The 22,637-nt window shown below is 41.1% G+C and carries 20 protein-coding genes; 12 read left to right on the top strand and 8 right to left on the bottom strand.

Annotated elements, in window-relative coordinates:
- Positions 1–75: 75 nt before the first annotated feature.
- The 3 genes from ACSC9N_RS15680 to ACSC9N_RS15670 all read right to left on the bottom strand — a co-directional run bounded on the left by ACSC9N_RS15680 (position 76) and on the right by ACSC9N_RS15670 (position 2,805).
- Complete coding sequence (locus ACSC9N_RS15680) at positions 76–2,178, bottom strand: hypothetical protein (protein WP_439036091.1); 2,103 nt, start codon at positions 2,176–2,178, stop codon at positions 76–78.
- A 10-nt stretch (positions 2,179–2,188) separates the two neighbouring features.
- Positions 2,189–2,368: a hypothetical protein gene (locus ACSC9N_RS15675; RefSeq protein WP_017397192.1), complete on the bottom strand. Its 180-nt coding sequence runs from the start codon at positions 2,366–2,368 to the stop codon at positions 2,189–2,191.
- A 275-nt stretch (positions 2,369–2,643) separates the two neighbouring features.
- Positions 2,644–2,805, bottom strand: a complete 162-nt coding sequence (locus tag ACSC9N_RS15670) for a hypothetical protein (protein WP_004692748.1) — start codon at positions 2,803–2,805, stop codon at positions 2,644–2,646.
- Between the two features lie 459 nt (positions 2,806–3,264).
- On the opposite strand from ACSC9N_RS15670, the gene ACSC9N_RS15665 reads away from it, so the two are divergent.
- Complete coding sequence (locus tag ACSC9N_RS15665; RefSeq protein WP_004978694.1) at positions 3,265–3,465, top strand: dodecin family protein; 201 nt, start codon at positions 3,265–3,267, stop codon at positions 3,463–3,465.
- A 98-nt stretch (positions 3,466–3,563) separates the two neighbouring features.
- On the opposite strand, the gene ACSC9N_RS15660 is transcribed toward ACSC9N_RS15665, so the two are convergent.
- Positions 3,564–4,253, bottom strand: coding sequence for a DsbA family oxidoreductase (locus ACSC9N_RS15660; protein WP_010325744.1), 690 nt, complete (start codon positions 4,251–4,253; stop codon positions 3,564–3,566).
- Between the two features lie 236 nt (positions 4,254–4,489).
- Between ACSC9N_RS15660 and ACSC9N_RS15655 the strand changes: the two genes are divergently transcribed.
- The 3 genes from ACSC9N_RS15655 (at position 4,490) to ACSC9N_RS15645 (ending at position 6,287) form a co-directional block, all read left to right on the top strand.
- Complete coding sequence (locus ACSC9N_RS15655; protein ID WP_010325745.1) at positions 4,490–5,005, top strand: hypothetical protein; 516 nt, start codon at positions 4,490–4,492, stop codon at positions 5,003–5,005.
- Positions 5,006–5,152: 147 nt separating this feature from the next.
- Positions 5,153–5,902, top strand: coding sequence for a hypothetical protein (locus ACSC9N_RS15650; protein ID WP_010325746.1), 750 nt, complete (start codon positions 5,153–5,155; stop codon positions 5,900–5,902).
- 112 nt (positions 5,903–6,014) lie between these two features.
- Entirely contained in the window at positions 6,015–6,287 is a 273-nt protein-coding gene (locus ACSC9N_RS15645) for a hypothetical protein (RefSeq protein ID WP_010325747.1), read from the top strand.
- A gap of 57 nt (positions 6,288–6,344) precedes the next feature.
- On the opposite strand, the gene ACSC9N_RS15640 is transcribed toward ACSC9N_RS15645, so the two are convergent.
- Entirely contained in the window at positions 6,345–7,043 is a 699-nt protein-coding gene (locus ACSC9N_RS15640) for a hypothetical protein (protein WP_010325748.1), read from the bottom strand.
- 282 nt (positions 7,044–7,325) lie between these two features.
- On the opposite strand from ACSC9N_RS15640, the gene tehB reads away from it, so the two are divergent.
- Positions 7,326–8,189, top strand: coding sequence for an SAM-dependent methyltransferase TehB (gene tehB / locus ACSC9N_RS15635; protein ID WP_010325749.1), 864 nt, complete (start codon positions 7,326–7,328; stop codon positions 8,187–8,189).
- A 105-nt stretch (positions 8,190–8,294) separates the two neighbouring features.
- Positions 8,295–11,219, top strand: a complete 2,925-nt coding sequence (locus ACSC9N_RS15630; protein WP_130235395.1) for an HD domain-containing protein — start codon at positions 8,295–8,297, stop codon at positions 11,217–11,219.
- Between the two features lie 35 nt (positions 11,220–11,254).
- On the opposite strand, the gene fadA is transcribed toward ACSC9N_RS15630, so the two are convergent.
- Entirely contained in the window at positions 11,255–12,427 is a 1,173-nt protein-coding gene (fadA, locus tag ACSC9N_RS15625) for an acetyl-CoA C-acyltransferase FadA (protein ID WP_058952359.1), read from the bottom strand.
- A gap of 12 nt (positions 12,428–12,439) precedes the next feature.
- Positions 12,440–14,593: a fatty acid oxidation complex subunit alpha FadB gene (fadB, locus tag ACSC9N_RS15620; RefSeq protein ID WP_004978714.1), complete on the bottom strand. Its 2,154-nt coding sequence runs from the start codon at positions 14,591–14,593 to the stop codon at positions 12,440–12,442.
- A 479-nt stretch (positions 14,594–15,072) separates the two neighbouring features.
- On the opposite strand from fadB, the gene lpxO reads away from it, so the two are divergent.
- From lpxO to pgsA, 6 genes are all read left to right on the top strand, one after another.
- On the top strand, positions 15,073–15,987 hold the full coding sequence (gene lpxO, locus ACSC9N_RS15615; protein WP_395474912.1) for a lipid A hydroxylase LpxO: 915 nt from the start codon (positions 15,073–15,075) through the stop codon (positions 15,985–15,987).
- A gap of 218 nt (positions 15,988–16,205) precedes the next feature.
- Positions 16,206–16,613, top strand: a complete 408-nt coding sequence (locus ACSC9N_RS15610) for a PH domain-containing protein (protein ID WP_010325754.1) — start codon at positions 16,206–16,208, stop codon at positions 16,611–16,613.
- Positions 16,614–16,768: 155 nt separating this feature from the next.
- Positions 16,769–17,113 (top strand): DUF2185 domain-containing protein, encoded by a 345-nt coding sequence (locus tag ACSC9N_RS15605; RefSeq protein ID WP_010325755.1) that lies wholly within the window; start codon positions 16,769–16,771, stop codon positions 17,111–17,113.
- 161 nt (positions 17,114–17,274) lie between these two features.
- Positions 17,275–19,074, top strand: coding sequence for an excinuclease ABC subunit UvrC (uvrC, locus tag ACSC9N_RS15600; RefSeq protein WP_010325756.1), 1,800 nt, complete (start codon positions 17,275–17,277; stop codon positions 19,072–19,074).
- Positions 19,075–19,187: 113 nt separating this feature from the next.
- Positions 19,188–19,982 (top strand): thioesterase family protein, encoded by a 795-nt coding sequence (locus tag ACSC9N_RS15595; RefSeq protein ID WP_010325757.1) that lies wholly within the window; start codon positions 19,188–19,190, stop codon positions 19,980–19,982.
- Between the two features lie 106 nt (positions 19,983–20,088).
- Positions 20,089–20,676: a CDP-diacylglycerol--glycerol-3-phosphate 3-phosphatidyltransferase gene (gene pgsA, locus ACSC9N_RS15590; protein WP_004692729.1), complete on the top strand. Its 588-nt coding sequence runs from the start codon at positions 20,089–20,091 to the stop codon at positions 20,674–20,676.
- A 53-nt stretch (positions 20,677–20,729) separates the two neighbouring features.
- Here the strand turns inward: pgsA and ACSC9N_RS15585 are convergent, their stop codons facing one another.
- Entirely contained in the window at positions 20,730–22,532 is a 1,803-nt protein-coding gene (locus ACSC9N_RS15585) for an ABC transporter ATP-binding protein (RefSeq protein WP_010325758.1), read from the bottom strand.
- Positions 22,533–22,637 lie beyond the last annotated feature (105 nt).

Below are 22,637 nucleotides of genomic sequence, written 5' to 3'. Positions count from 1 at the left end.
TTTCGTACTTTATTGTTCTTCGATGTTTTAGTGTTGTAAATTTCACATAAGAACACAAGTAGAAAATACAAAACTCTACAACTCGCTGCCCAGTTGTTTTTGAATAGAATCAAATAATTGAAACACAGTGATAGGTTCAGGCAAAGTGGAAATCGTATTTTGAATCAGTTGCCAACTGACGCCGTGCTGTCGGTCTAAGACCAAGCACGGATATGCGATCTCGGTACGTGAGAGTTCAACCCGCTTTTGACCATGAATTACTCGAATTTTTTGTCGTTCTTTTAACACTAAAATGGGCGTATTTACGTCCGCGGGGCTTTCTTTAAAATGAATGAATTTACGGCTATTGAGGAGATCGGCCAGAATAAATGGGTGATAGTCTTCAATGTGCCATACCAATTTGGCCTGTTGGGTATACAGCTGAAAAATCGAAAACACATCATGCATGTGAGTCTGTAGCTGATCCCATTCAATTTCGCGAATGGCTGCGAGTTGATGCTGACAACTCTGGGCAAATTGTTGGCTCAGGCGAATGGCTTCTGTAGGACTGTCAGCACCAAATAGAGCCAAATACTTAATAAACCTTCCGTGCTGATGGGTCTGTTCTGCCAAATAGATGGGATAGTCCAAGCAGTGATCGAGTTGGTCGCTGTGGATCAGAAACTCGATATTTTGATTGATCTCAATGTGCCCTGAAATGTCGAGGCCATACAGCTTAGGGTCTAAATTTGGTTGATGCAGCGTGTGCAATTGCGCTTGATATTGCCCCAGATTAATCTGTGTGGGCAGTAGGGGTTGCGTAGCAGTGGCCGATGTTTCTGAATTTTCTGTATGGCTGTCCTGCATAGCAGGGCATGGTGCTGTCGCTTCGCCTTCAAGTGGATTTTGCTGATGAGATTCAGATGAAATGTCTGTGTCTTGTGGGTCAGCCAAGATCGATCGCCTTTGGATAAAGTCCTGAATGGCAAGCGTTGAAATAGATGCACTTGGCTTAAGGTCAAATCGAATGGGTACAACAGCATCGATTATCGACTCTTCCTGAGGTGGACATAGCTCATTACTTAAAAGTGACAGATTGCTGAGAATCAAATGATTTTCTGCTAATACTTCAGATTGAAGATCTAAATCTTTTTGTACGATATCGATCTGATTTTCAGGTTCCTTATCTTGTTTGATACTTAGTTTAATAGGATTGATTGAGACGACATCTTCTACAGCGTCTTGTTTAAAAGACCTGAGTTTGGATTCTTCAATTTGAGTTGCATTTAGGTTGCTGTCGAATGTAGGTTGTATTTCCGTATTGAAATGAAGCGCTGCTTCAGCCTTAGATAAAAGCAGACTAGACTCAGGACGGACTTCGGGGAAGTCTGACTCAGACTCTTGGGTTCGTTCAGCCGATGTATCATCTGTAGCAATGCTTAAAAGCTCAATACCCGTGAAAACAAAAGCGTCAGTAACCACATTGTCCTGTGCATGCCCTATGTCAGTTTTTTTATGGGATATGGTTGTAACGGGCGGGATAAACTGGTCTCGTGCAACTTCTGCAACTTCTGCAACTTCTGCAACTTCTGCAACTTCTGCAACTTCTGCAACTTCTGCAACTTCTGCAACTTCTGCAACTTCTGCAACTTCTGCAACTTCTGCAACTTCTGCAACTTCTGCAACTTCTGCAACTTCTGCAACTTCTGCAACTTCTATGGATGTTTCAGATGTTGTGAGAAAAGGTACGTTCTCGGGTTGTTGAGTGCTTTGTGCATGGCTCAAAAACCCTTGGTAAGCGTGCTCAAACTTTATGTGCCATGGGCTGCTATGCACTGTAGCTGGGGTGTTTTGAAAAACAATTTGCCAACCTAAACCTGATTTATATAAAACCCCCCATGCGAAAGCCGCCTGCTGTTTTAAGGCATCAGTTAAAGAAGACTCATATTGAAATAGTCCAATGTAGGCATGCTGATAGGGGCTTTGTTGTATCCAGCGTTCAGCCGCAGCTTGAGGCTGAGTCAGCGCCTTATAGGCTTCGAGTTGTTTTTGAAAAATGGGTTCATCACAGAGTGCAAAAATTTCGCGAATGCGTTTTTTCGAGCGCGCAATTTCAAAAAAAGACAGAGGTTGATGCTCCAAACCATCAATCAATTGATGCAGTTCTTTGATCAGCATTGCTTTTTCGATTGCTTTCATGCGCTGAACTCTAAAGTTGTTTTTGTGCTTGTTCCAAGTAGCTTGCCAAAACCATATTGATGGCCAGTTCAAGTAATTTATATTCGGCTGAAGTCGGCTGCGTATACTGCTGTGCGAAAGCAATCAATTGATCAAGGTCAATGGCTTGGGGCGTAATACGACCTTGGATAAGGGCTTGTAAATTTTGCATAGGTATGTGCTATTGAGTGCATTTAATTTATTGGTTTTGGAATTGGGTCTTCTTGTTTGATCATAATTAGAAAAGAATAAATAGGCAAAAATTATTCTGCACGTGATACGAGAAAAGGGTAGTGAAAAATGTAGATAATTTCGATTTCAGCACAGAGTGAATTAAATATTTTTGCCCTAGAGGGTTCATAGCTGAAATTTTTTGTCAGTTCTTTGCAATTTTGGGCAAAAAAATAGGCAATCAACATTGCCTATTTTTGACCAAGTCAGCGCAAATTACGCTTCTTGATGTGGTGCAGCCGCAGGAGCATCAGCCGTTGCCGTTTGAGTGTCTGCTGGTTTTTTTACAGGAAAATCTGGAACAAAAACAACTTGTGCAGAAACAGTTGCAGAAAGAGCCATTACAGCGACAGCCAAAGCATATTTAACAGCGTTCATGATTTTTCCTCTAAAAAAGAGGTCTCACTTAGGAGACTGGGAGTTTTAAAAAGATAAATTTCGCATGAATAATATCAAAAAATGATCGATTTAAGCGCTGGTTTAGGCCATTAAAAGATGAATGATGAGTTCATTTATTGTTAAAAAACAATAGATTAGAATAAATACTCTAGTTTGGTATAGAGTTTTTACTCCAGTGCTAAGCTATTTGAATTTAAAGTGAAAATTTAGATTTTTCAAGTTTGAAATGAAGCTTGAAAGTAGGACTTTTTGTCTGAAATGAGACCTGAAAAAGGACGTAGAGTTAAATGATTAGTTGTTTAAATATTCACCATTTTGAAGTCTTTTGATTGTGCACACTGTGTAAGTTTTTGCTGTGGAATGTTTAAGTTATCTATTTTTGATTAAAAATTCACCTAAGATGAACAGGCAAAAACAACAATAGCTGAGGACAAACAGATGGCCATTGCAAAAGTGGTAGAAGTCAATTCAAGCAGTGCGAAAAGTTTTGAAGATGCGATTCAGACAGGGATCGCAAAAGTCACCGAGACGGTGAAGAATGTTCAAGGTGCTTGGATCAATGAACAAAAAGTGGTGATTAAGGACAACCAAATTGTAGAATATCGGGTCAATCTTAAAATTAGTTTCTTGGTCGATTAAACACAAGTCCATTTTTTTATAACCTATAAAAAATCCCCGCAGATCGGGGATTTTCTTATCTATGGATAGGGCTCAGTTAAGCTCTGAATCCAGTATCCTTATGATTGTTTTGGTGTTTCACAAGACTCATCTGAACACTGTGCCGCATTATTTTCTTCTGCTGGCATTTGTGCTTTTTCAATGACTTGTAAAAAGACTTCACGCGGCTGCGCACCCGCTAAAGCCACACGTTGATCGAAAACAAAGAACGGCACACCTGTTACTTTCAGTTGTTCACGCGCTACTTCTTGGTCAAACTTCACGAAATCTGCATATTCGTCAGAATCCAGCACATCATCTACTTCAACTGGGTTTAAGCCAATACGAGAGGCCACATCTTCAATGGTTTCACGTTCACCAATCGGTAAGCCTTGCGTCATATAGCTAAAGAAAAAGGCTTCTTCGGCTTCATTGCCTAAACCGTGGCTTTGAGCAAGGTGGATAACACGGTGTGCATTGAAACTGTTGCCTGAGTTGGCATTTTCCCAGTTAAATTCAATGCCTTCTTCCGCAGCCATTTTGGCAATATTACGTTGCATCTCTTCAACTTCAGCCACTGTGCGACCATATTTTAGTGCGAGACGTTCTGAGTTCGAAATTTCTTGGCGTACTGGTGCATCTGGATCCAGTTCAAAACTGTGCCAATGCACTTCCAATTCCACACCAGCTTGTTCAGCCGCCGCTTCTAAACGTTTTTTGCCAATATAACAAAAAGGACAAACAACATCTGACCAAATATCTACACGCATGCGATTTCTCAAAAATAGTAAAAAGAGCAATTAAGGAAATGATGGGGATGAGTTATAAAATTTAAAGCAGGGCCATTAAAAAAAGCGGTTTCGCTATGTATTCAATCAGTTGAATCTTCTGGGCTTTACCGCTTATCTGACAACTACGCAACACAAAGATCGAAAAATATACAATAGGGTGAAGGCGCTCAGTTTGAGCATGCCTTTTTATATCTCTTAGCGTTTGGGATTGTTTTATGAAATTTTTAAATTCTCTTCCGTTTTTTTGTTACGCTTTTCTTTTTATGCCGACTTTGCTGCAAGCCAATGGTGAGATCGTGAGTCTACCGACTTTTAAAACCATGGCGGAATCAGAGCTACGTGCTGAAACGGGCGTGATTCCTTATCAACAGGATGAAAACATTCGTAAAGCCTTGCAGCACCGTATCGTTCAGTTGCAGGATGATGCACAGTCTTTTGTGGTCGATCCGACCATTACTCAAAACATAGATATTTTTCCACCTGCAGTCACCGCAGATCTAAATTCTGTGCCGCCTTTGTTACGTGAACATGTCTTAAACATCGCCGCTGGTTTGCAGTCGTCTAATCCAACTGAAGGTTTGTATATTATGTTGCAGCCGTTTGGCATTGACCGTAATGCGACCAATGTACAAATTGCCCGTGAACAAATTTCGATTGGGCAGATTGATCGGAATTTTATGCAAGGGATTCAACAGAATAGTCAGCAGCCGAGAACAGCTCCAGCAAAGTAACACGTCCTTACTCGTTTATCGCCAGTACATTCCTCATCCACTTGGGGAAGGTACGGCCTGAGCATCCTCAAAGATCGATAACATGTTGAAATATTGATCATGTGCCTTTATTTGATATGATGAAAAGAAATGAAGAGGAAGCTGAACATGCGACGTATCGTGTTGATTTTAGTTCTTGCGACCAGTGCCGTTTTTGGTTGGATGTTTTATCAGTATTCTCAACAACAAAAAGAGCAGCAGCAGCTACAAAGCTATGAAACGGTGCTGTATGAAAAGACCGAACAAATTTACAAACAAGCTCAAGATTGGACCACACCAATTCAAGTCGATGTAAAAGACCCACGTCTGACAGGTGACTATCAAATTATGGCGGAGTTTGTGCTCAGTCATATGCTGCAAAATGCCGAAGCGCGTAATCAATATTTGCGAGATTTAAAAGCCTTAAATTGGGATCAATTTTTAAATATTGACCGATTAAGCAAAAACAAAAAGAACAATTATGCTGAAACGGAGCAAATGCTGAAAGACGTACATGCCGTTGTTGAGAGCTATGCACAGCAGGTTGAACAACGTCAAAAAGATGCCATTGCTCAGGCCAAAGATTTAGCAATATCTGCGCGGTTCCGCCATCAACTGACCGACAGCATGAAAGCCAGTGAAAAAAGCCATGAAGCTACCCGCCTGTTTAGTCTTGAACAGCAGAATTTAGCCAAAGCGGATCAAATTTTCTTGGTGCTGAAAAATAACCAATGGGAAAAGAAAAATAACACCTTTATGTTTTATGAAGATGCACCACTACAGCAGTTTAATGCGCTGTATAAAGAGATTTTGGCACTGAATAGCCAAATGCAGCAGGTCGAAAAACAGACCCAAAAAGAGGTGGAACAGAAGTTATAACACCGTGCAAAGATGACAGTCTTGTAAGCGGACTGTCATCTGTTGTTCAAAATTGGCTGCTAGAGTAAAAGCATCACAACGATGACGACTTTTCAGTGCAGGCAGGTGAGTCATGAGAACCATACACGTTTTTGATGATATTCAGCATGTGTATAGTGAGTTTGTAGAAAATAAAAACTATCCAAAATTAGAACGCTTAAGCAACTGGGGGAAGAATCGTTTTTTCTTCAACCAATATTTCAAAATGATTGAAGACTGGCACCACACCGAACAAATCGTGATTCAGTTCAACCAACAGTACTTCAGTCTAGATACGGGCAGCGCGCCTGACTTTATGGACAAAGAAAAGTATATGGCTTGGTTGATGGACGAACTCTTAATTTAAATCCTTCACACAACAGCACAGCGCCTGATTCGTTCTAGGCGCTGTGCTTCTATTGGATTAATCAAAAATTTTATCGGCTGCTTGGAATGGCAGGCTGACCACGTCGATTGCCACGGCAAAAGGTAGCAGTACTAATTTTTCAAAAGGATTCATGCCCGACTTCGATTTATAACTTTCCTCTTGATGGGTATAAATGCTCACCTGATAAGGCTTACTCAAGGCTTTTAACGACGCTAAATTGTTCGCCGCAGGGTAAACCACACCTGCCAGTTTGATCTCGAAACAGAAACGCTGCGCAAACATGCGTTCATCACTGGAACTTGAACATTCCTTCGCGCCATTTTCAATAAAAAACTCTAGATCTTTCTTACTGATGTCCTCTTTGAGCTTCACATAGGACAGAGGTAATGTCCCTGTAAAATGACCATCATTTTTTTCTGAAAAGAAACTCAGTTCTCGGGTCACTTGAATATTTTTTGGGTCCAGTTTCCCAATCAAGCTGACAAATTGAGGCCCACCTTGGGTAAGGACATAACTTTTTTGTTGCCCCGCAATCACTAAACTATGCACAGGTAAATTCGGCAGAGGCTGAGCAGGTTTGCCAAAAGCCACCACTTGGTCTTCGATCAAGGTCACTTTGTTGGTACGGGTATAGGTTTTATTGTCTTTGGTCATCAGGGTTTTGGTGGCACAGCCTGTGAATAATGTTGCCATGACGGCTAAGCAAATGATGGTTTTTAAAGGTGATGAAAACATCGACAGACTCCGATTCATTTGAAATATAGTTAAGCTGAATTTTTATTGTCTTTAAGCCTATCATTAAAAGGTTCAAAAAGGCGCCAAAGCTCAAAAGTTTAAAGTCATGAAAGTTCTATGAGCCGCTCAATGTAGGGGAGCGACAGATTTTATTTCTTACTCATCTGTAGTTTCTAGTCACTGAATGAATGTTCATTTGAGTCTGAACTGGCTATGATCATACAAGCTTCGATAAAAAGTATGGACTGGCGAATACATCATAACAAGGTGGGGAATAGGCTGATGCAAGACTTGATTTGTTATAAAGAACTTCCTGTGTGGACTGCGCAGACCATTCCGCAAGGGTTTAAAAATCAACATAATACCAAAGCAGGTACGTGGGCTAAGTTAAAGATTTATCAAGGTGAGCTGCGCTTTGCTTTTTTAGACGAGGCAGGTCAAGTGCAATCTGAACATCTGTTTACAGCTGAGCAACAGCCACCGTTTATTCAGCCTCAAGCATGGCACAAAATTGTTTCGACCAGCGACGACTTAGAGTGTCAACTGCAATTTTATTGTACCCCGCAAGATTATTTTTATAAGAAATATCAGCTTTCACCTACGCATTCAGAAATTTTGGCGGCTACGCCGTATTTATACGGTGGCCGAGCTTTGGATGTCGGCTGTGGACAAGGGCGAAATTCGCTGTACTTAAATCAGCAGGGTTTTGAGGTAGATGCTTGGGATGTGAATCCGCAAAGTTTGCAAAAATTACAGCAAATAATAGATGCCGAAGGTATTCAAAAGATTCATGTGCAACAGCGTGACCTCAATGCTGACCCAAGCATTACTGGCAGATACGACTTTATTTGCTGTACGGTGGTGATGATGTTTTTAGAAGCGCCAACTGTGAAACCATTGATTGCGCAGATGCAACAAGCCACAAATGTAAATGGATTTAACTTGATCGTCTGTGCGATGAATACCGATGATATTCCTGCGCAGCCTGACTTTCCATTTGCGTTTAAAGCAGGAGAGTTAAGTGCGCTATATGATGGCTGGAACATTGTGAAATACAATGAAAATGTAGGAGAGCTGCATCGGGTTGATGTCGATGGGAAACGGATTAAACAGCATTTTGCGACGTTGTTGGCACAGCGGGTATAAATACAAAAATTATTAAAGTTATTGTAGTTCTTTTGACTACAACAACTTAAAAAATAAGTAAATATTGTTTAGGATGGGCTTAACAACTAAATAAATGAATTCATCATGAGCACTCAATTAATTGCCCACTTAAAAAAGAAATGTGAAGCGGATGATAATGTAAAAATTTTACTTTCACAGTGGGAGTTTGATCAAAAACTTGTAGGTAAAGCTTTAGAGAATATTGGTGGTTTTTATCCACATTTTAGTAATCATAATGCCTCACATTCACAGCAAATTTTAGTCAATATTGAACGTATTCTTGGGAATGATATTGAGCTTCTAACTGCAACCGATACATGGCTAATTCTAGAAGCTGCGTATTGGCATGATGTTGGAATGTTAGTCGATGCTCAAAATGCTAAAGCAGTACATTCAAATCCTGACTTTAATTTCATGATTCAAACAATTGCAAATGAAAAAGGACATGATCTTCAAAAATTTTGCCAAGCCTATGTTGAACAAAATTGGTTATCTGCAATAGGGACTGTAGACCATCCTTTTGATGGAATTGAACAATATCGTCAATTAGTTGCTGAATGGTTTAGACGTGGACATGACAAGCGAGTTGGTAAGATTGTTGAAGATCCATTTAAAGACTTAGGAATAACTTCACCTAGAACCGAACTTTTACCTAACCGAATTTATCGTTATTTAGGACAAATTTGTGTTTCTCATGGTATGAATTTCGATACTTTTATGGCAGCACTCCCTTATAAACAGACTGGTTTGGGTACGGAAGATTGTCATCCAAGATTTATAGGATGTTTACTCCGTTTGGGGGATTTGTTTGACTTAGATGACAATCGTTTTTGCCCTGTCATGGCAAAGCACGTCAGTAATATGCCTTCTGTGAGTAAACATCATCATGACAAACATTTATCGTTACGCGAGTTTCAGCTTGATAAACGAACAGTAAAGCTAGTTGCTGAATGTCCTGATGAAATGTCTTATGTAGAAACGCAAAACTGGTTTGGATGGATACGTGAAGAATTTCAAAATCAAATGTCTCAATGGAATTTGATAGTACCAAACTTAAAATTTGGTTCACTTCCAACTATCGAACAATTAGATGTAAAAATGGAGGTGAAATATGAAAATGGGGTTAAGAAAGAAAAACTACTTCTAAATAATAAACCAATGAAATTTAAGTTAGACGAAAAAAATGCTATGGAGTTACTGCAAGGTGCGAACTTGTATAGCGATGAATACAGCATATATCGTGAACTTATTCAGAATTCAATTGATGCCACAATGTTAAGAATTTGGCTTGCAGAAGATCAGGAAAGACTTAAAGAATTACACCCTTATCACGAAGATTTCCTGCAAATTCTAGAAAAATATCCACTTCAATTAGAAATTAATAAAGTAAAAAATATCGAAGGAACATTGGATAGTATCTGGGAATTCCAAATTATAGATCAAGGTATTGGGATGAGTATGGTTGATCTGGGCTATATGCAAACTATGGCTGGGTCAAGTAAAAATATTCATAAAAAGAAAATTATTAATGAAATGCCAAAATGGATGAGACCATCCGGTGAATTTGGTATAGGTTTACATAGCGCATTTCTACTTACAAAAGACTTACCAGTTGAATTTCAGAGTATTAAATTCAATACCTATAGTTATTTCTCTCATGAGTGCTTAGATGTTGAAATGTTTTCACCATTAGGTGGAAAGCAAGGATATTGTTTTATAACAAAAAATATAGGTGGTACTAGAAAAATTGGGACAGAAACAAAGTTTTATATAAAAGTTAATTTTGATTTGGAGAAAATTGAAGGTGATCAAGACTTCAATTTTATAAATATAGATGCTTTTGAAAAAAAATGGGGCGCTTATGAAAAAGAAACAATATATGAGAAAATTTTGAAGAATGCACCAATTTGTACTTTGGGTTTTTCTAAAAAATTAATATCGGATGTAATTTGGGATAAAGAAAAGCAGGTCGCATTTTATATAAAAAATTCTATTGAAGATGATGCGGATGATATAAGAAGTTTCTTTTTTAAAGGTCAAAAAGTTGAAATAAATAATTATAGAGAGTATGGTCTTTTTAACTGTAGTTATCTTGATTATATGGTTGATATATACGGGGTTAGTGCTAAAAAAGTACTGAATATAAGTAGAGATTATTGGGATAGTTATTTTGAGAATAGGCACTCAGAATATTTAAAAGATTTATTTGAAAAACATATCTCCAAAATTCAAAAATTTGAAACGGATTTATTAAAGCTTACTTATTGCATTGATTATGAAATTGATTTTAAGTTGTCTGAACATTGGTTGAATGGTAGCGTAAGTGGTAGAAAAATTAGTGATGTTCTAAATGAAGTTGGATTCTATATACTTCATATAGATGGTTCTACTGCTAATCAGGAAGATAGAAAGGCACACCTACGATCTAATTTTAATAATTATATTACTTTAGAATCTGAAAGTGATAATGATGTTTTTATGGTACATGCATTAAAAAATTATTGTGAAAAATATGGATACAATAGATATATTTTAAGATTGGATGATAATTTTCATCGTTATCCAGAAGAAGTAGGTTTAACATTCTATAGTAAGAATATTCAGCCAATTGATTTATGCAAGGAATACAAGTGGGGTAAATCAGAATTTTATTACTCTAGTGAAATAGAAAGTAAAAATGTATTTGAGGAATTATGGGATAATCTAATTAGGGAGTGTCAATTTGAAGGTTATTGTTTTCATTCTAAATATCTGAATTTAATGCATGATAAAATTAACTTGTTGGAAGAATATAAGAAACTTTCATTTAGATTTAGAGATTACTGGGATGATTTGTTAATTATCTCTCCATATCAAGTACTTGAAAATGAAATAAAAATTTTAAATTTAGATGATTTAAGTGTTTATGTTGCAAATAGAAAAAATGATTTATCTAATGTTAAAGAGTATAAAAGACTCTATGAGAAATTGATTATCGAAATTGATAAATACAAAAAAACCCCGCACTAAGCGGGGTTCTTTTTATCTCAGTATTTAACTAAATATTAAACACGTTCGATAATAGTCGCGATACCTTGACCAAGACCGATACACATAGTCGCAAGACCAATTTGCGTATCTTGTTGTTCCATTACGTTCAACAACGTCGTTGTGATACGTGCACCAGAACAGCCCAATGGGTGACCCAGTGCAATCGCACCACCATTTAAGTTAATGATGTCTTGCTTCTCATACACGCCTAAGCCTTTCATCACTGATAAGCCTTGAGCAGCAAACGCTTCGTTTAACTCGATGGTTTGGATATCCGCCATGCTTAAGCCAGCACGTTTAAGCGCTTTTTGAGTTGCAGGTACAGGACCATAACCCATGATCGCAGCATCACAGCCTGCAACTGCCATAGAGCGAATCACAGCACGTGGCTTAAGACCTAAAGCTTGAGCACGTTCAGCAGACATCAACAACATTGCAGATGCGCCATCAGACAAAGCTGAAGAAGTCGCAGCTGTTACCGTACCGCCTTTCGGGTCAAATACAGGACGTAAACCTTTGAATGCTTCAAGGTTTGCATCTGGACGAATCACTTCATCGATGTCGCATAGGATTTTGAAGCCATTGGCATCATGACCTTCAACACCCACGATTTCATTTTTGAAACGACCTTCTTGCGTTGCAGACCAAGCACGGCGGTGAGATTCCACACCGAACGCATCTTGTTCTTCACGCGTAATGCCGTTCATACGACCTAACATTTCAGCCGTTAAGCCCATCATGTTAGACGCTTTTGCATAGTGTTTAGATGCTTCTGGGTTGAGGTCGATGCCGTGCATCATGCCGACGTGACCCATGTGCTCTACACCACCGATGATGAAGATATCACCTTGGTTGGTTGCAATCTGTGCAGCAGCGGTGTGAAGCGCTTGCATAGATGAACCACAAAGACGGTTAACCGTTTGACCTGCCACAGTTTTTGGAAGGTCAGCCAATAAACCAATGTTACGGCCAATGTTCATACCTTGTTCTAAAGTCTGGTTTACACAGCCCCAGATCAGGTCTTCAACTTCATTGGTGTCAAACTGGTTACGAGCAACTAAAGCACGAACCAATTCAGCCGATAAGCTGTCAGCACGTACATTGCGGAACATACCGTTTTTGGTTTTACCCATTGCTGAACGTACGCCATCAACGATGACAACGTCACGTGGATTTAAAGTAGCCATTCACGTTGCTCCTTAACCGTAGAATTTTTTGTTGTTAGCAGCCATGTCACGCAACATTTGTGGCGCTTCATAAGCCTTACCTAAGTGTGCATATTTGTCGCAAAGTGCAACATATTCAGCAACACCTGTTTGGTCGATGTAACGGCATGGACCACCACGGAATGGAGGGAAACCTACACCCATAATCATTGCCATGTCTGCTTCAGAAGCAGTCGCTACGATGTTGTCTTCTAAGCAACGAACAGTTTCGTTACAGAAAGCAAGCATCATACGGTCAATGATTTCTTGAGCATCAAACTCGCGTTTTTCCGCAGTTGCCACAGTAGCAACAAGCTCATACGCAGTTGGATCAACCACTTTGGCTTTTTTGCCTTTACGGTCAAGTTCGTATTTGTAGAAACCAACGTCGTTCTTTTGACCCAAACGTTTGTTTTCGTACATGATTTCGATTGAACCTTTGAAGTCTGGCTTCATACGGTCAGGGAAACCTTCCGCCATGACTTCTGCACCATGAACGCCCGTGTCGATACCAACAACGTCGATCAAGTAAGCAGGACCCATAGGCCAGCCGAATTTTTCCATGACTTTGTCGACTTGTTGGAAGTCAGCACCGTCTTTCAATAGAAGGTCAAATGCACCGAAGTAAGGGAACAATACGCGGTTTACAAGGAAACCTGGGCAGTCGTTCACTACGATTGGTGTTTTACCCATTTTCTGAGCAAGAACTACAGTGGTCGCAATCGCTTCAGCCGAAGTCTTCTCACCACGGATCACTTCTACCAATGGCATCATGTGTACTGGGTTAAAGAAGTGCATACCGACAAAGTTTTCAGGACGTTGTAGGTTTTCAGCCAAACGTGTGATTGAAATTGTTGAAGTATTTGAAGCAATGATCGTGTTGTCACGAACATTTTTCTCAGTTTCAGCAAGTACAATGCCTTTTACTTTTGGATTTTCAGTTACCGCTTCAATCACGATGTCCACTTCTTTAAACTCGTCATAGCTTAAAGTAGGGCGGATGCGCGCAAGAGTTTCACCCATTTGAGCAGGTTTCATCTTCTTACGTTCAACTTGTTTGGTCAGTAAGCCATTTGCTTCTTTCATACCTAAAGCAAGTTGCGGATTACCAATGTCTTTCATGATAATAGGTGTGCCTTTGCTTGCCGCTTGGTAAGCAATACCACCACCCATGATACCCGCGCCTAATACAGCCGCTTGGTTTACAGGGTGCGCACCTTTTTCATATTTCTTCGAAGTTTTCTTCACCACTTGGTCATTGATGAATAGACCAATTAACGCATTTGCTTGTGGTGTAATCGCTGCTTTTGCAAAACCAGCCGCTTCAGCTTGAAGTGCTTCATTACGTGGAAGGCTTGCACCTGCTTGTAATGAGTCAAGAAGAAGTTTAGGCGCAGGGTATTGAGCAGGATTTGCTTTTGCAAGTACCGCACCTTTTGCCGAGTTGAACGCCATCATTTGTTCGATTGGGTTCAATTTAACTGGGTCAAGTTTTTCTTGGCGTTTTGCTTTCCAGTCTACACGGCCAGCAAGGGCTTGTTTAACCAAGTCAATTGCAGCGTCTTGTAGTTTGTCAGCAGCAACCACTGCATCAACTGCACCATCTTTCAGTGCCGCAGCAGGTTTTTTAGGATTAGCCATTGCCATCCATTCAACTGCATTATCGATACCAATTAGACGGCTTAAACGAACCGTACCACCGAAACCAGGGAAGATGCCCAGTTTGATTTCAGGAAGACCGACTTGAGCCGCTTCTGACATCACACGATAGTCGCACACGAGGCACATTTCAAAGCCGCCGCCCAATGCCATACCATTGATCGCTGCAACTTTAGGAATCTCTAAATCTTCAAACGCGTTGAAGATGTCGTGAACAGGCAATGCCCAATCCACAATCGCTTGTTCGCCTTGAGCGAAGTTTGCACCAAATTCAGTAATATCTGCGCCAACGATAAATGTAGATTTAGCCGAAGTAACGATTAAGCCTTTGATGTCACCGTTTGCTTTAACAGCGTCAATTGCAGCTTTAAAATCTTCAATCGTTGCACGGTTAAATTTGTTGACCGACTCACCTTGTAAGTCAAAGCGGAATTCTGCAATTCCGTCCGAAAGCATTTGGACGGTAATGGCATTGCCAGCGTGGATCATGCCTGATCTCCTTTATTTTGGAGGACTTCTAAGTTGATGTTGTGAAGCGAGTACGTCATTCCTACGTACATCTATGCTCCGCCAATCTTACGATAACTATATCGAAAAAGAACATAACAAGTTGTATCAAGCCGTGACGCAAGGGTCATCTATTTTTATTCAATTATTTCGTGTGCTTGCGTGATGTATTTTTAAATGATGTGGTCTAAATAGAGTGAAGTTTTTGTTTCATTTAAGATTTTTTATGGATGAGTGATTAAAAAATGATTAGACAGCGTCCTTATATTTCAAGTCAATCTTTGTGCCGATTTTGGCAATTTAGTCAATGCTGCACTTGCAGGTAAACCCAAGCAGAATGAAAACTTGTGATGAAAAGCTGGAAATAGGACGTACTTTGCAGCTTATGCTACAATTCGCAGTCTAGACCGAGTACTGGTCTTTTTCTTTTATTTCGTTTTCTTTGGTTTCCAGGTTTTCATATGATTAAGTGGATCATTCTGGCGATTTTTATTCTTTCTGCACTTTATATTCAGCAACGTGGGAAGGTTCGTCACTCGTTTTATCGTCAATTTTTCGATCACTCAACGATTCTTGCGCCAATTAACTACCTCATGTACATGTTTTCAAAGGTACCGAATCAGCCGTATATCGACACCCAGCATTTTCAAGACTTAAGGGTGTTGGATGAAAACTGGGAAATGATTCGTGATGAAGCAAAAGCTTTATATGAAAAAGGCGGAATTAAAGCATCGAGCAGTTATGATGACTTGGGGTTTAACTCCTTTTTCAAAACAGGCTGGAAGCGTTTTTATCTGAAATGGTATGACTCTGCACATCCCTCAGCCGCTGAACTTTGTCCAAAAACGACGGCGTTGCTGAAAACCTTGCCGACCATTAAAGCCGCGATGTTTACCGAGCTGGCACCTGACAGCCGTTTGGTTCGTCACCGTGACCCTTATGCGGGTTCATTGCGTTATCACTTGGGGCTGATCACACCGAACGATGACCGCTGCTTTATTGATGTGGATGGTGAGCGCTATTCATGGCGCGATGGTGAAAGCGTGGTCTTTGATGAAACTTATATTCACTATGCCGAAAACACCACGGATCAAAACCGCATTATTTTCTTTGCTGATGTCGAGCGTCCTTTAAAGACACGTTTTATGGAACGTTTCAATCATTGGTTTGGTAAAAAAGTTATGACCGCTGCCAGCTCTCCAAATGAAGCAGGGGACCAAACGGGTGGGCTGAATAAAGTCTTTGGTTATGTCTATCAAGTGCGGATCAAAGCCAAAGCTTTGAAGAAAACCAACCGTCAACTTTACTACTTCTTAAAGTGGTTCCTGATGTTCGGAATTTTCTTTTTGATCTTTGTTCGACCTTATGTGTTTTAAAGCACATTAAACGCCCTGAGGGGGCGTTTTTTATTTGGGCAGAAAAGGGGAAGCCTATCTGCCCTTTTGATTTTTCTATTTATTTCAAGGCTTACAGTGGATTCGAACCACACATGGCTTTATGCTTTATCCAGTTAAAACTAAAAACAACATGGGCGCGTATCTGTTTCATTTTTAAGATCGCAACTTATAACTTAGATAAAGCATGAGGTTTCAAGGTGCAAAAGTTTCGTTCTAAGATGGACTGGTGGTTTTTGGGGTTTATTATTGCCATGTCAGGCCTGTTAGCCCAATTGATTTTGACCACCTATGGCAAAGGCATTTTGATGCAAAATCTTTTGTTCGTTGTGGTCTATGCTTTGACTATTGTTTTATTGTGGTGGCCGCTGTGGAGTACCCGCTATGTGGTTGATCAGGAGCAACTGACAATTCGTAGTCTCTGTTTTAAATGGATCATTCCCTTGACTGCGATACAGTCTGTTTCTGAAACAGATAATTCCATCAGTTCACCAGCCTTGTCCTTAGATCGTCTAAAGATTGAATACTTAAAAGAGGGCCAAACCAAAACCATTTTGGTGTCACCGAAAGATAAAGTAGCGTTTAAAGCTGCGTTAAAATTGTCATAAATACAGTCTTAGGCAAGTTGTATGCTTTACGGGCCTAAGCGAGTGAAAGCCTTGCTCAAATATGCCGTGAAGACTAAAGTAAAATAAACTTGAGTTCTGTTCATCCCACAAACCTCCACATGCAAAACGTCTACTTGCCGTTGAAGGATATTCTTATGAAGTCGTATCAATTCAGTCCGACACAAATTCAAACTTTAGTGCCGCATATGGGAAGTTGTATCGCTTCAGATATGATTACGGTGCAAGGCCTAAAAGTGGCCTACATGTACCGTGAAGAAGCACAATCTAGTGAGGAAAGTGGTTGGGTGTTTTTATCGGGTGAAGAAGGGGATGACTATATTGAAGACCCTGAAAATTTAGGCCTTTATGAGGTCAATGTGATTGCCAACTATGATGCGGACATCATTGCTCACTTAAATGCGCCTGCGGGAAGTCACTTTGCCCGCAATGAACAAGGTGTGTTTGAACGGATCGATTTTGAAGCGATGGATCTGGAATAAGCCTTCAATCTCAGTATCAATGTCTTTTGCCAGCCAGACTGGTTGTGAAACGCACTAGCAATGAGCTTGAAATGCGTCAGACCTGCCCAATCTAAAAGACAGATCAAAGGCTAAGCCTGCACAGAACAGTTGACGGCGAGCCGAGAAAATTAGGGAACCCTGTGAACGAAAACGCGCGAGAACATATCGAAAAAATTTTAGCCAATATGACCACACTGCCGGGCGTTTATCGCATGCTCGGCAAAGACGGTGAACTGCTGTATGTGGGCAAAGCGAAAAATTTAAAAAATCGTGTTTCCAGTTATTTTGTCAAAACCATTGAGCACCCGAAGACGCAGGCTTTGGTGGCGCGTATTTATGACATCGAAACCTTAGTCGTTCGTTCCGAAACTGAAGCGCTGCTGCTTGAACAAAACCTGATTAAGCTGCACCGTCCACCCTATAACATCATGCTCAGGGACGATAAATCCTATGTGTATATCTTTGTCTCTGCCGACAAACCTTATCCACGGATTGCATCAGGTCGGGGCAAAGGCAAACACCAAGTTGGAAAGTTTTTTGGACCGTATCCGAGTGCTTATAATGCACGGGATACTTTGTTGGTTTTGCAAAAGCTGTTTAATGTTCGCCAGTGTGAAAATAGCTATTTTTCACAGCGTAAGCGTCCTTGTTTGCAGTATCAAATCAAGCGTTGTTCAGCGCCGTGTGTAGGACTCATTAGCCCTGAAGAGTATAAAAATGATGTCGATAACTCGATTCGTTTTTTACAAGGGGACACCAAAGAGCTGAATCAAGAACTGATTGCAAAAATGGAGCAAGCGGCCGAAGCCTTAGAATTTGAAAAAGCAGTGTTTTACCGTGACCGTATGGCGCTGCTGCGGGATGTCCAGTCTCAACAAGCCATTTATAAGCTCAAAGGTGAGGCAGATATTTTAGCGATTGCCTATCAGGCAGGAGTGACCTGTGTGCAGATTATGCATGTGCGCAACGGGAAAATGCTCGGAGGAAAAAGTTATTTTCCAGATATGCTCGGAGAGGGTTTGGGGCAAATGCTGGCTGACTTCATAGCGAACTTTTATTTCCAAGTGGCAGATGAAGTACCCAGTGAGGTGATTGTAAATGTCGAATTGCCCGATCGAAAAGAACTGGAACAAGCGTTACAACAACAGTTTGATAAGAAAGTACAGATTAAACATAGCGTGCGTGAGACACGTGCAGAATGGTTAGAGCTGGCACAGATGAATGTACAGCATGCGATCAAAGGGCAATTGGCGAATCACTTTGAGCTGAATGAGCGTTTCCATCAACTTGAACAAGTGGTGGGACGTCCGATTGATCGGATCGAATGTTTTGACATCTCACATACCATGGGTGAAGAAACCGTGGCTTCGTGTGTGGTATTCGACAGTGGAGGCATTCGTAAGCGCGATTATCGTCAGTTTTCAATTCAAGACATTACCGCAGGCGATGACTATGCCGCAATGCGTCAAGCGCTGACCCGTCGTTATAAAAAAGCTATGCTGCCTGATTTACTGCTGATTGATGGTGGCAAAGGGCAGTTGCATATGGCGATGGAAGTCATGCAAGAGCTGGGTTTAGAGGCCTTTATGGTCGGGGTGTCAAAAGGCGAGGGGCGTAAACCGGGCCTTGAAACTCTACACTTTACCGATGGAACTAAAATTCAGTTGCCTGAAGATCATAAAGCATTGCATTTGATTCAACAGGTGCGTGATGAGGCACATCGCTTTGCGATTACTAAACACCGGGCTAAACGTGATAAAAAACGGGGTTCATCGATTTTGGAAGTAATTCCAGGTTTGGGACCGAAACGCCGCCGCGATTTGTTGACGCACTTTGGCGGGATTCAAGGGGTGTTAAAGGCTTCCGAGAAAGACTTAACCGGAGTCCCCGGTTTGGGCGAAGTGATGGCCCGTACTATTTATAAAGTCTTGCATGAATAGAACCGCATCTACTGCGATGGCAAAAGTGCTCATTGACGCATGGGTCATTGATCATTCACATTGGTTGAATTGTGTTGTAAAGATATGGACGGAATTTAAAACAAGGATGCCACATGTCACTTCAACACAGTTATCAAGCTTTAGCAGAACAAGAATGGATTGATATTCCTACAGGCTGGTTACAAGGACGCACGATTTATGGGGGACTGGTCGCAGGTTTAATGATGCAAAAAGCATTGTTGACTCTTGCCGATGACACGAAGCATTTACTCAGTTGTAGCGTGACTTTTGTTGGCCCAGTACAACAGGCCAAAGTTCGTTTAACCAGCGAGATTCTACGTCAAGGCAAATCGGTTACCACCTTGGAAGTACGTTTATGGCAAGATGATGCAGTTCAAAGCATTTTAGTGGCAAGCTTCGGGACACAGCGTGAATCGAGTATCCATGTGCATCAAGAACCTGTAGCGCCAGCGTTTCCATCGGTTGATGGTCTCACAGCAGAACCGCATCATCCGCTTGCGCCTGAGTGCTTTAAGCAGCTAGATATGGTTTGGGTGACAGGGCAGTATCCATGTACTGCCAGCCCAAAGCCTGACTTTTCTGGCTGGTATCGCTTTAATCCAGACTTACATGAAAATCGAGACATGACCGTAGCCGATCTCATGGTGTCGATGGATATTTGGCCACCAGGGGTGCTACCGATGTTTAAAAGCATGGCACCCGCCAGTTCGCTGACATGGCATTTGACCTATGTGCATCCGCTGAAAAATCAGTTACACGATTGGATGAAGTACCACGTTGAAACGCAATATGCTGCGGATGGATATTCCACCGAAGCTGCCTATTTGTGGGATGATCAGAATCGTTTAATTGCAATTTCGCGTCAAACAGTTACCGTGTTTGCCTAGTGACACCTTAGGTCAATTCGTATAAAGTGGGCGCTATTAACGATGGATTAAACCTCAAAAAAGTGTGCATTTTCATCGTACATGAGGGAAACAACTGGCGGTGTTTATGACTACAGGTCGCATCCTGAATATTCCTAATATCTTGACCTTGGCGCGTATTGCCTTAATTCCGGTCTTTTTGTTGGTGGCCTATTGGCCCCCTGTAATGGGTATCGCTGAACAGGCGGTAAGTATGTCTCGTCATATTCTGTTGACGTCTATTTTTGTCGTTGCAGCGGTGACAGATTGGTTCGATGGTTATTTGGCGAGGACTTTAAATCAGACCTCTGCATTTGGGCGTTTCTTAGACCCTGTTGCGGATAAATTGATGGTGGCAGCAGCACTGATCGTGTTGGTGCAGTGGAAACCAGAAATTTCGATGGCATTTGCGGCGATTGTGATTATTTCCCGTGAAATTACGGTGTCAGCACTGCGTGAATGGATGGCAGAGTTAGGTGCACGTACCAATGTAGCCGTGTCTACGGTTGGGAAATATAAAACCGCTTTTCAAATGATTGCAATTACCGTGTTCTTACTGAATTGGCAGCCGCTTGAAATGTTGGCTTATGCATTGTTGTATACCGCAGTAATTTTGACTTTGTGGTCGATGTTTATTTATCTCAAAGCAGCTTGGCCGTATTTAAAACAGCCTTGATTGTTAGATTTTTAAGAAGCTCCTGCGGGAGCTTTTTTTGTACCTGAGATTCATTAGCTATGCGTTTCTTCCTCAGTATCATCTTCAAAAGTCTTGGCAATTTTTTCAATATTGAGGCTCTTGGCCATGGCATCGAAAATTTCCTTATAGACCCCATCCTGACGGTACAGCGCTTCATGTTCCCCATGTTCTGCAATACAACCTTCCTTCATGACATAGGTATAATCGGCATCGATAATTTGTGACAAACTATGCGAAATAATAATCACCGTTCGCCCTTGTTTGATCTCATCGAGGCTCTGTTTAATTTGCTCGCTAGCAATAGCATCGAGGCTGGCGGTCGGTTCATCGAGAAAAATAATCGGTGGATTTTTGAGGAACATGCGAGCCAGCGCAATGCGTTGTTGTTGCCCGCCTGAAAGCATCAGTGCATCGGATTGGTAAGCTGTGGGTAGCTGCAAAATTTGTTCATGAATAGAGGCTTTTTCTGCGGCAGCATACACTTCTTCATCACTGGCATTGATTTTTCCATAGCGAATATTGTCTAAAATACTGCCTTGGAAAATGTGATTTTTCTGTAAGACGAGGCCAATGTGATCGCGTAAATAGGCGGTGTCGATGTCTTGTAAATCAATTCCATCGAGCTCAATTTTTCCTGCTCCGGGCTGATAAAACTTATCCAATAAGCTAATTAAAGTGGATTTTCCTGCACCCGATAAACCGACCAAGGCCGTGATTTTGTTGGGTCGAATTTCCATGTCGATTTGTTTTAATGCGTGATGACCATTTGGGTAGAAAAAATCGACACTCTTTAGGCTGAATTTTCCCTGAATTTTGGGTTTGAGTGTACCACTTTGCTCGATTGCATCATCGGCTTCCAAAATTTTAAAAAAGCTTTCCGCGTAAATCATCGCATCATTCACTTCATCATAAATACGGTGTAATGAACGAATCGGGGCGGAGACATTGTTAAACAGTAGAATATGAAACATGATCATGCCGATGCTCATTTGCCCATCGAGTACGAAGTACGCCGTCAGAATGATAATCAGCACAATCCCGATTTGTTCAATGAAGGTCTTTAAGCCATCAAATAAAAAGCTGAGTTGACGCGTTTGCATTTGGTTATTGGTCAGGGCTTTTTGCAGTGTCAGTTGTTTGGTCGATTCAATCGACTCGCGGTTAAAGGACTTAATCACGCTAATCGATTGGATAATACTGAGAATGCCTTGGCTCTTTTTCTCGCGGTCATCCCGCAAGTTGCGTCGCCATCCGCCAAGTTTTTTAGCCTGTTGAAAGGTCAACCAAAAATAAATGGGCACAATACTGGTCGCCACCAAACCGACATAAACGTTGGCATAGTACATCAGCCCCAGTGCCACAATGGCGCTGCTAAAAAGTGGCAAAATATCGATAAAAAAGATTTGTACCAGACGGGTCAGTGAACCAATGCCACGGTCAATTCGCGTTTGTAGCTTACCCGCTTGGTTTTGATCGGCATTAAAAAAAGCCAAACGGTAGCTAAGGAATTTTTCGATAATACTTTGCGCCAAGTCTTGCGATACCAGAATGCGGAGCTTTTCCCCATAAAACTTTTGACCAAACTGCACCAAGGCACTGATGATTTCTTTACTGAGTAAAATCATAGAAATGGTGATCAAAATATGGAGGCCTTCGGTCAGTCCTTGGCCTTGTTCGACCAGACGGTTGATACTGTCGACGGCGTATTGCAAAGTTAGAGCATTGACCTGCGCGGTGAAGGAGCCAATCAGCGTCAGGATCAAGGTCGCAATCACCAATATCCGATAGGGACGGACAAAGGGGCGAAGCTTTTGAAACAACTGCCAAAGGTTCATACATGCTTCTTTTTATTGTGAAAGTTCACATGAGTGTATGCATAAGGAGGCTAGGCGACAAGCTGTGACTTTGTTTTGATTTGTGTCGTTCTGAATTCAGTTAAA

It is taken from the genome of Acinetobacter sp. PC34 (assembly GCF_051789135.1).
In the GTDB taxonomy this organism is placed as follows: Bacteria; Pseudomonadota; Gammaproteobacteria; order Pseudomonadales; family Moraxellaceae; genus Acinetobacter; species Acinetobacter johnsonii.
The sequence above is the reverse complement of the archived record's forward strand: the minus strand, read 5'-3'. Positions and strand labels throughout refer to the sequence as shown.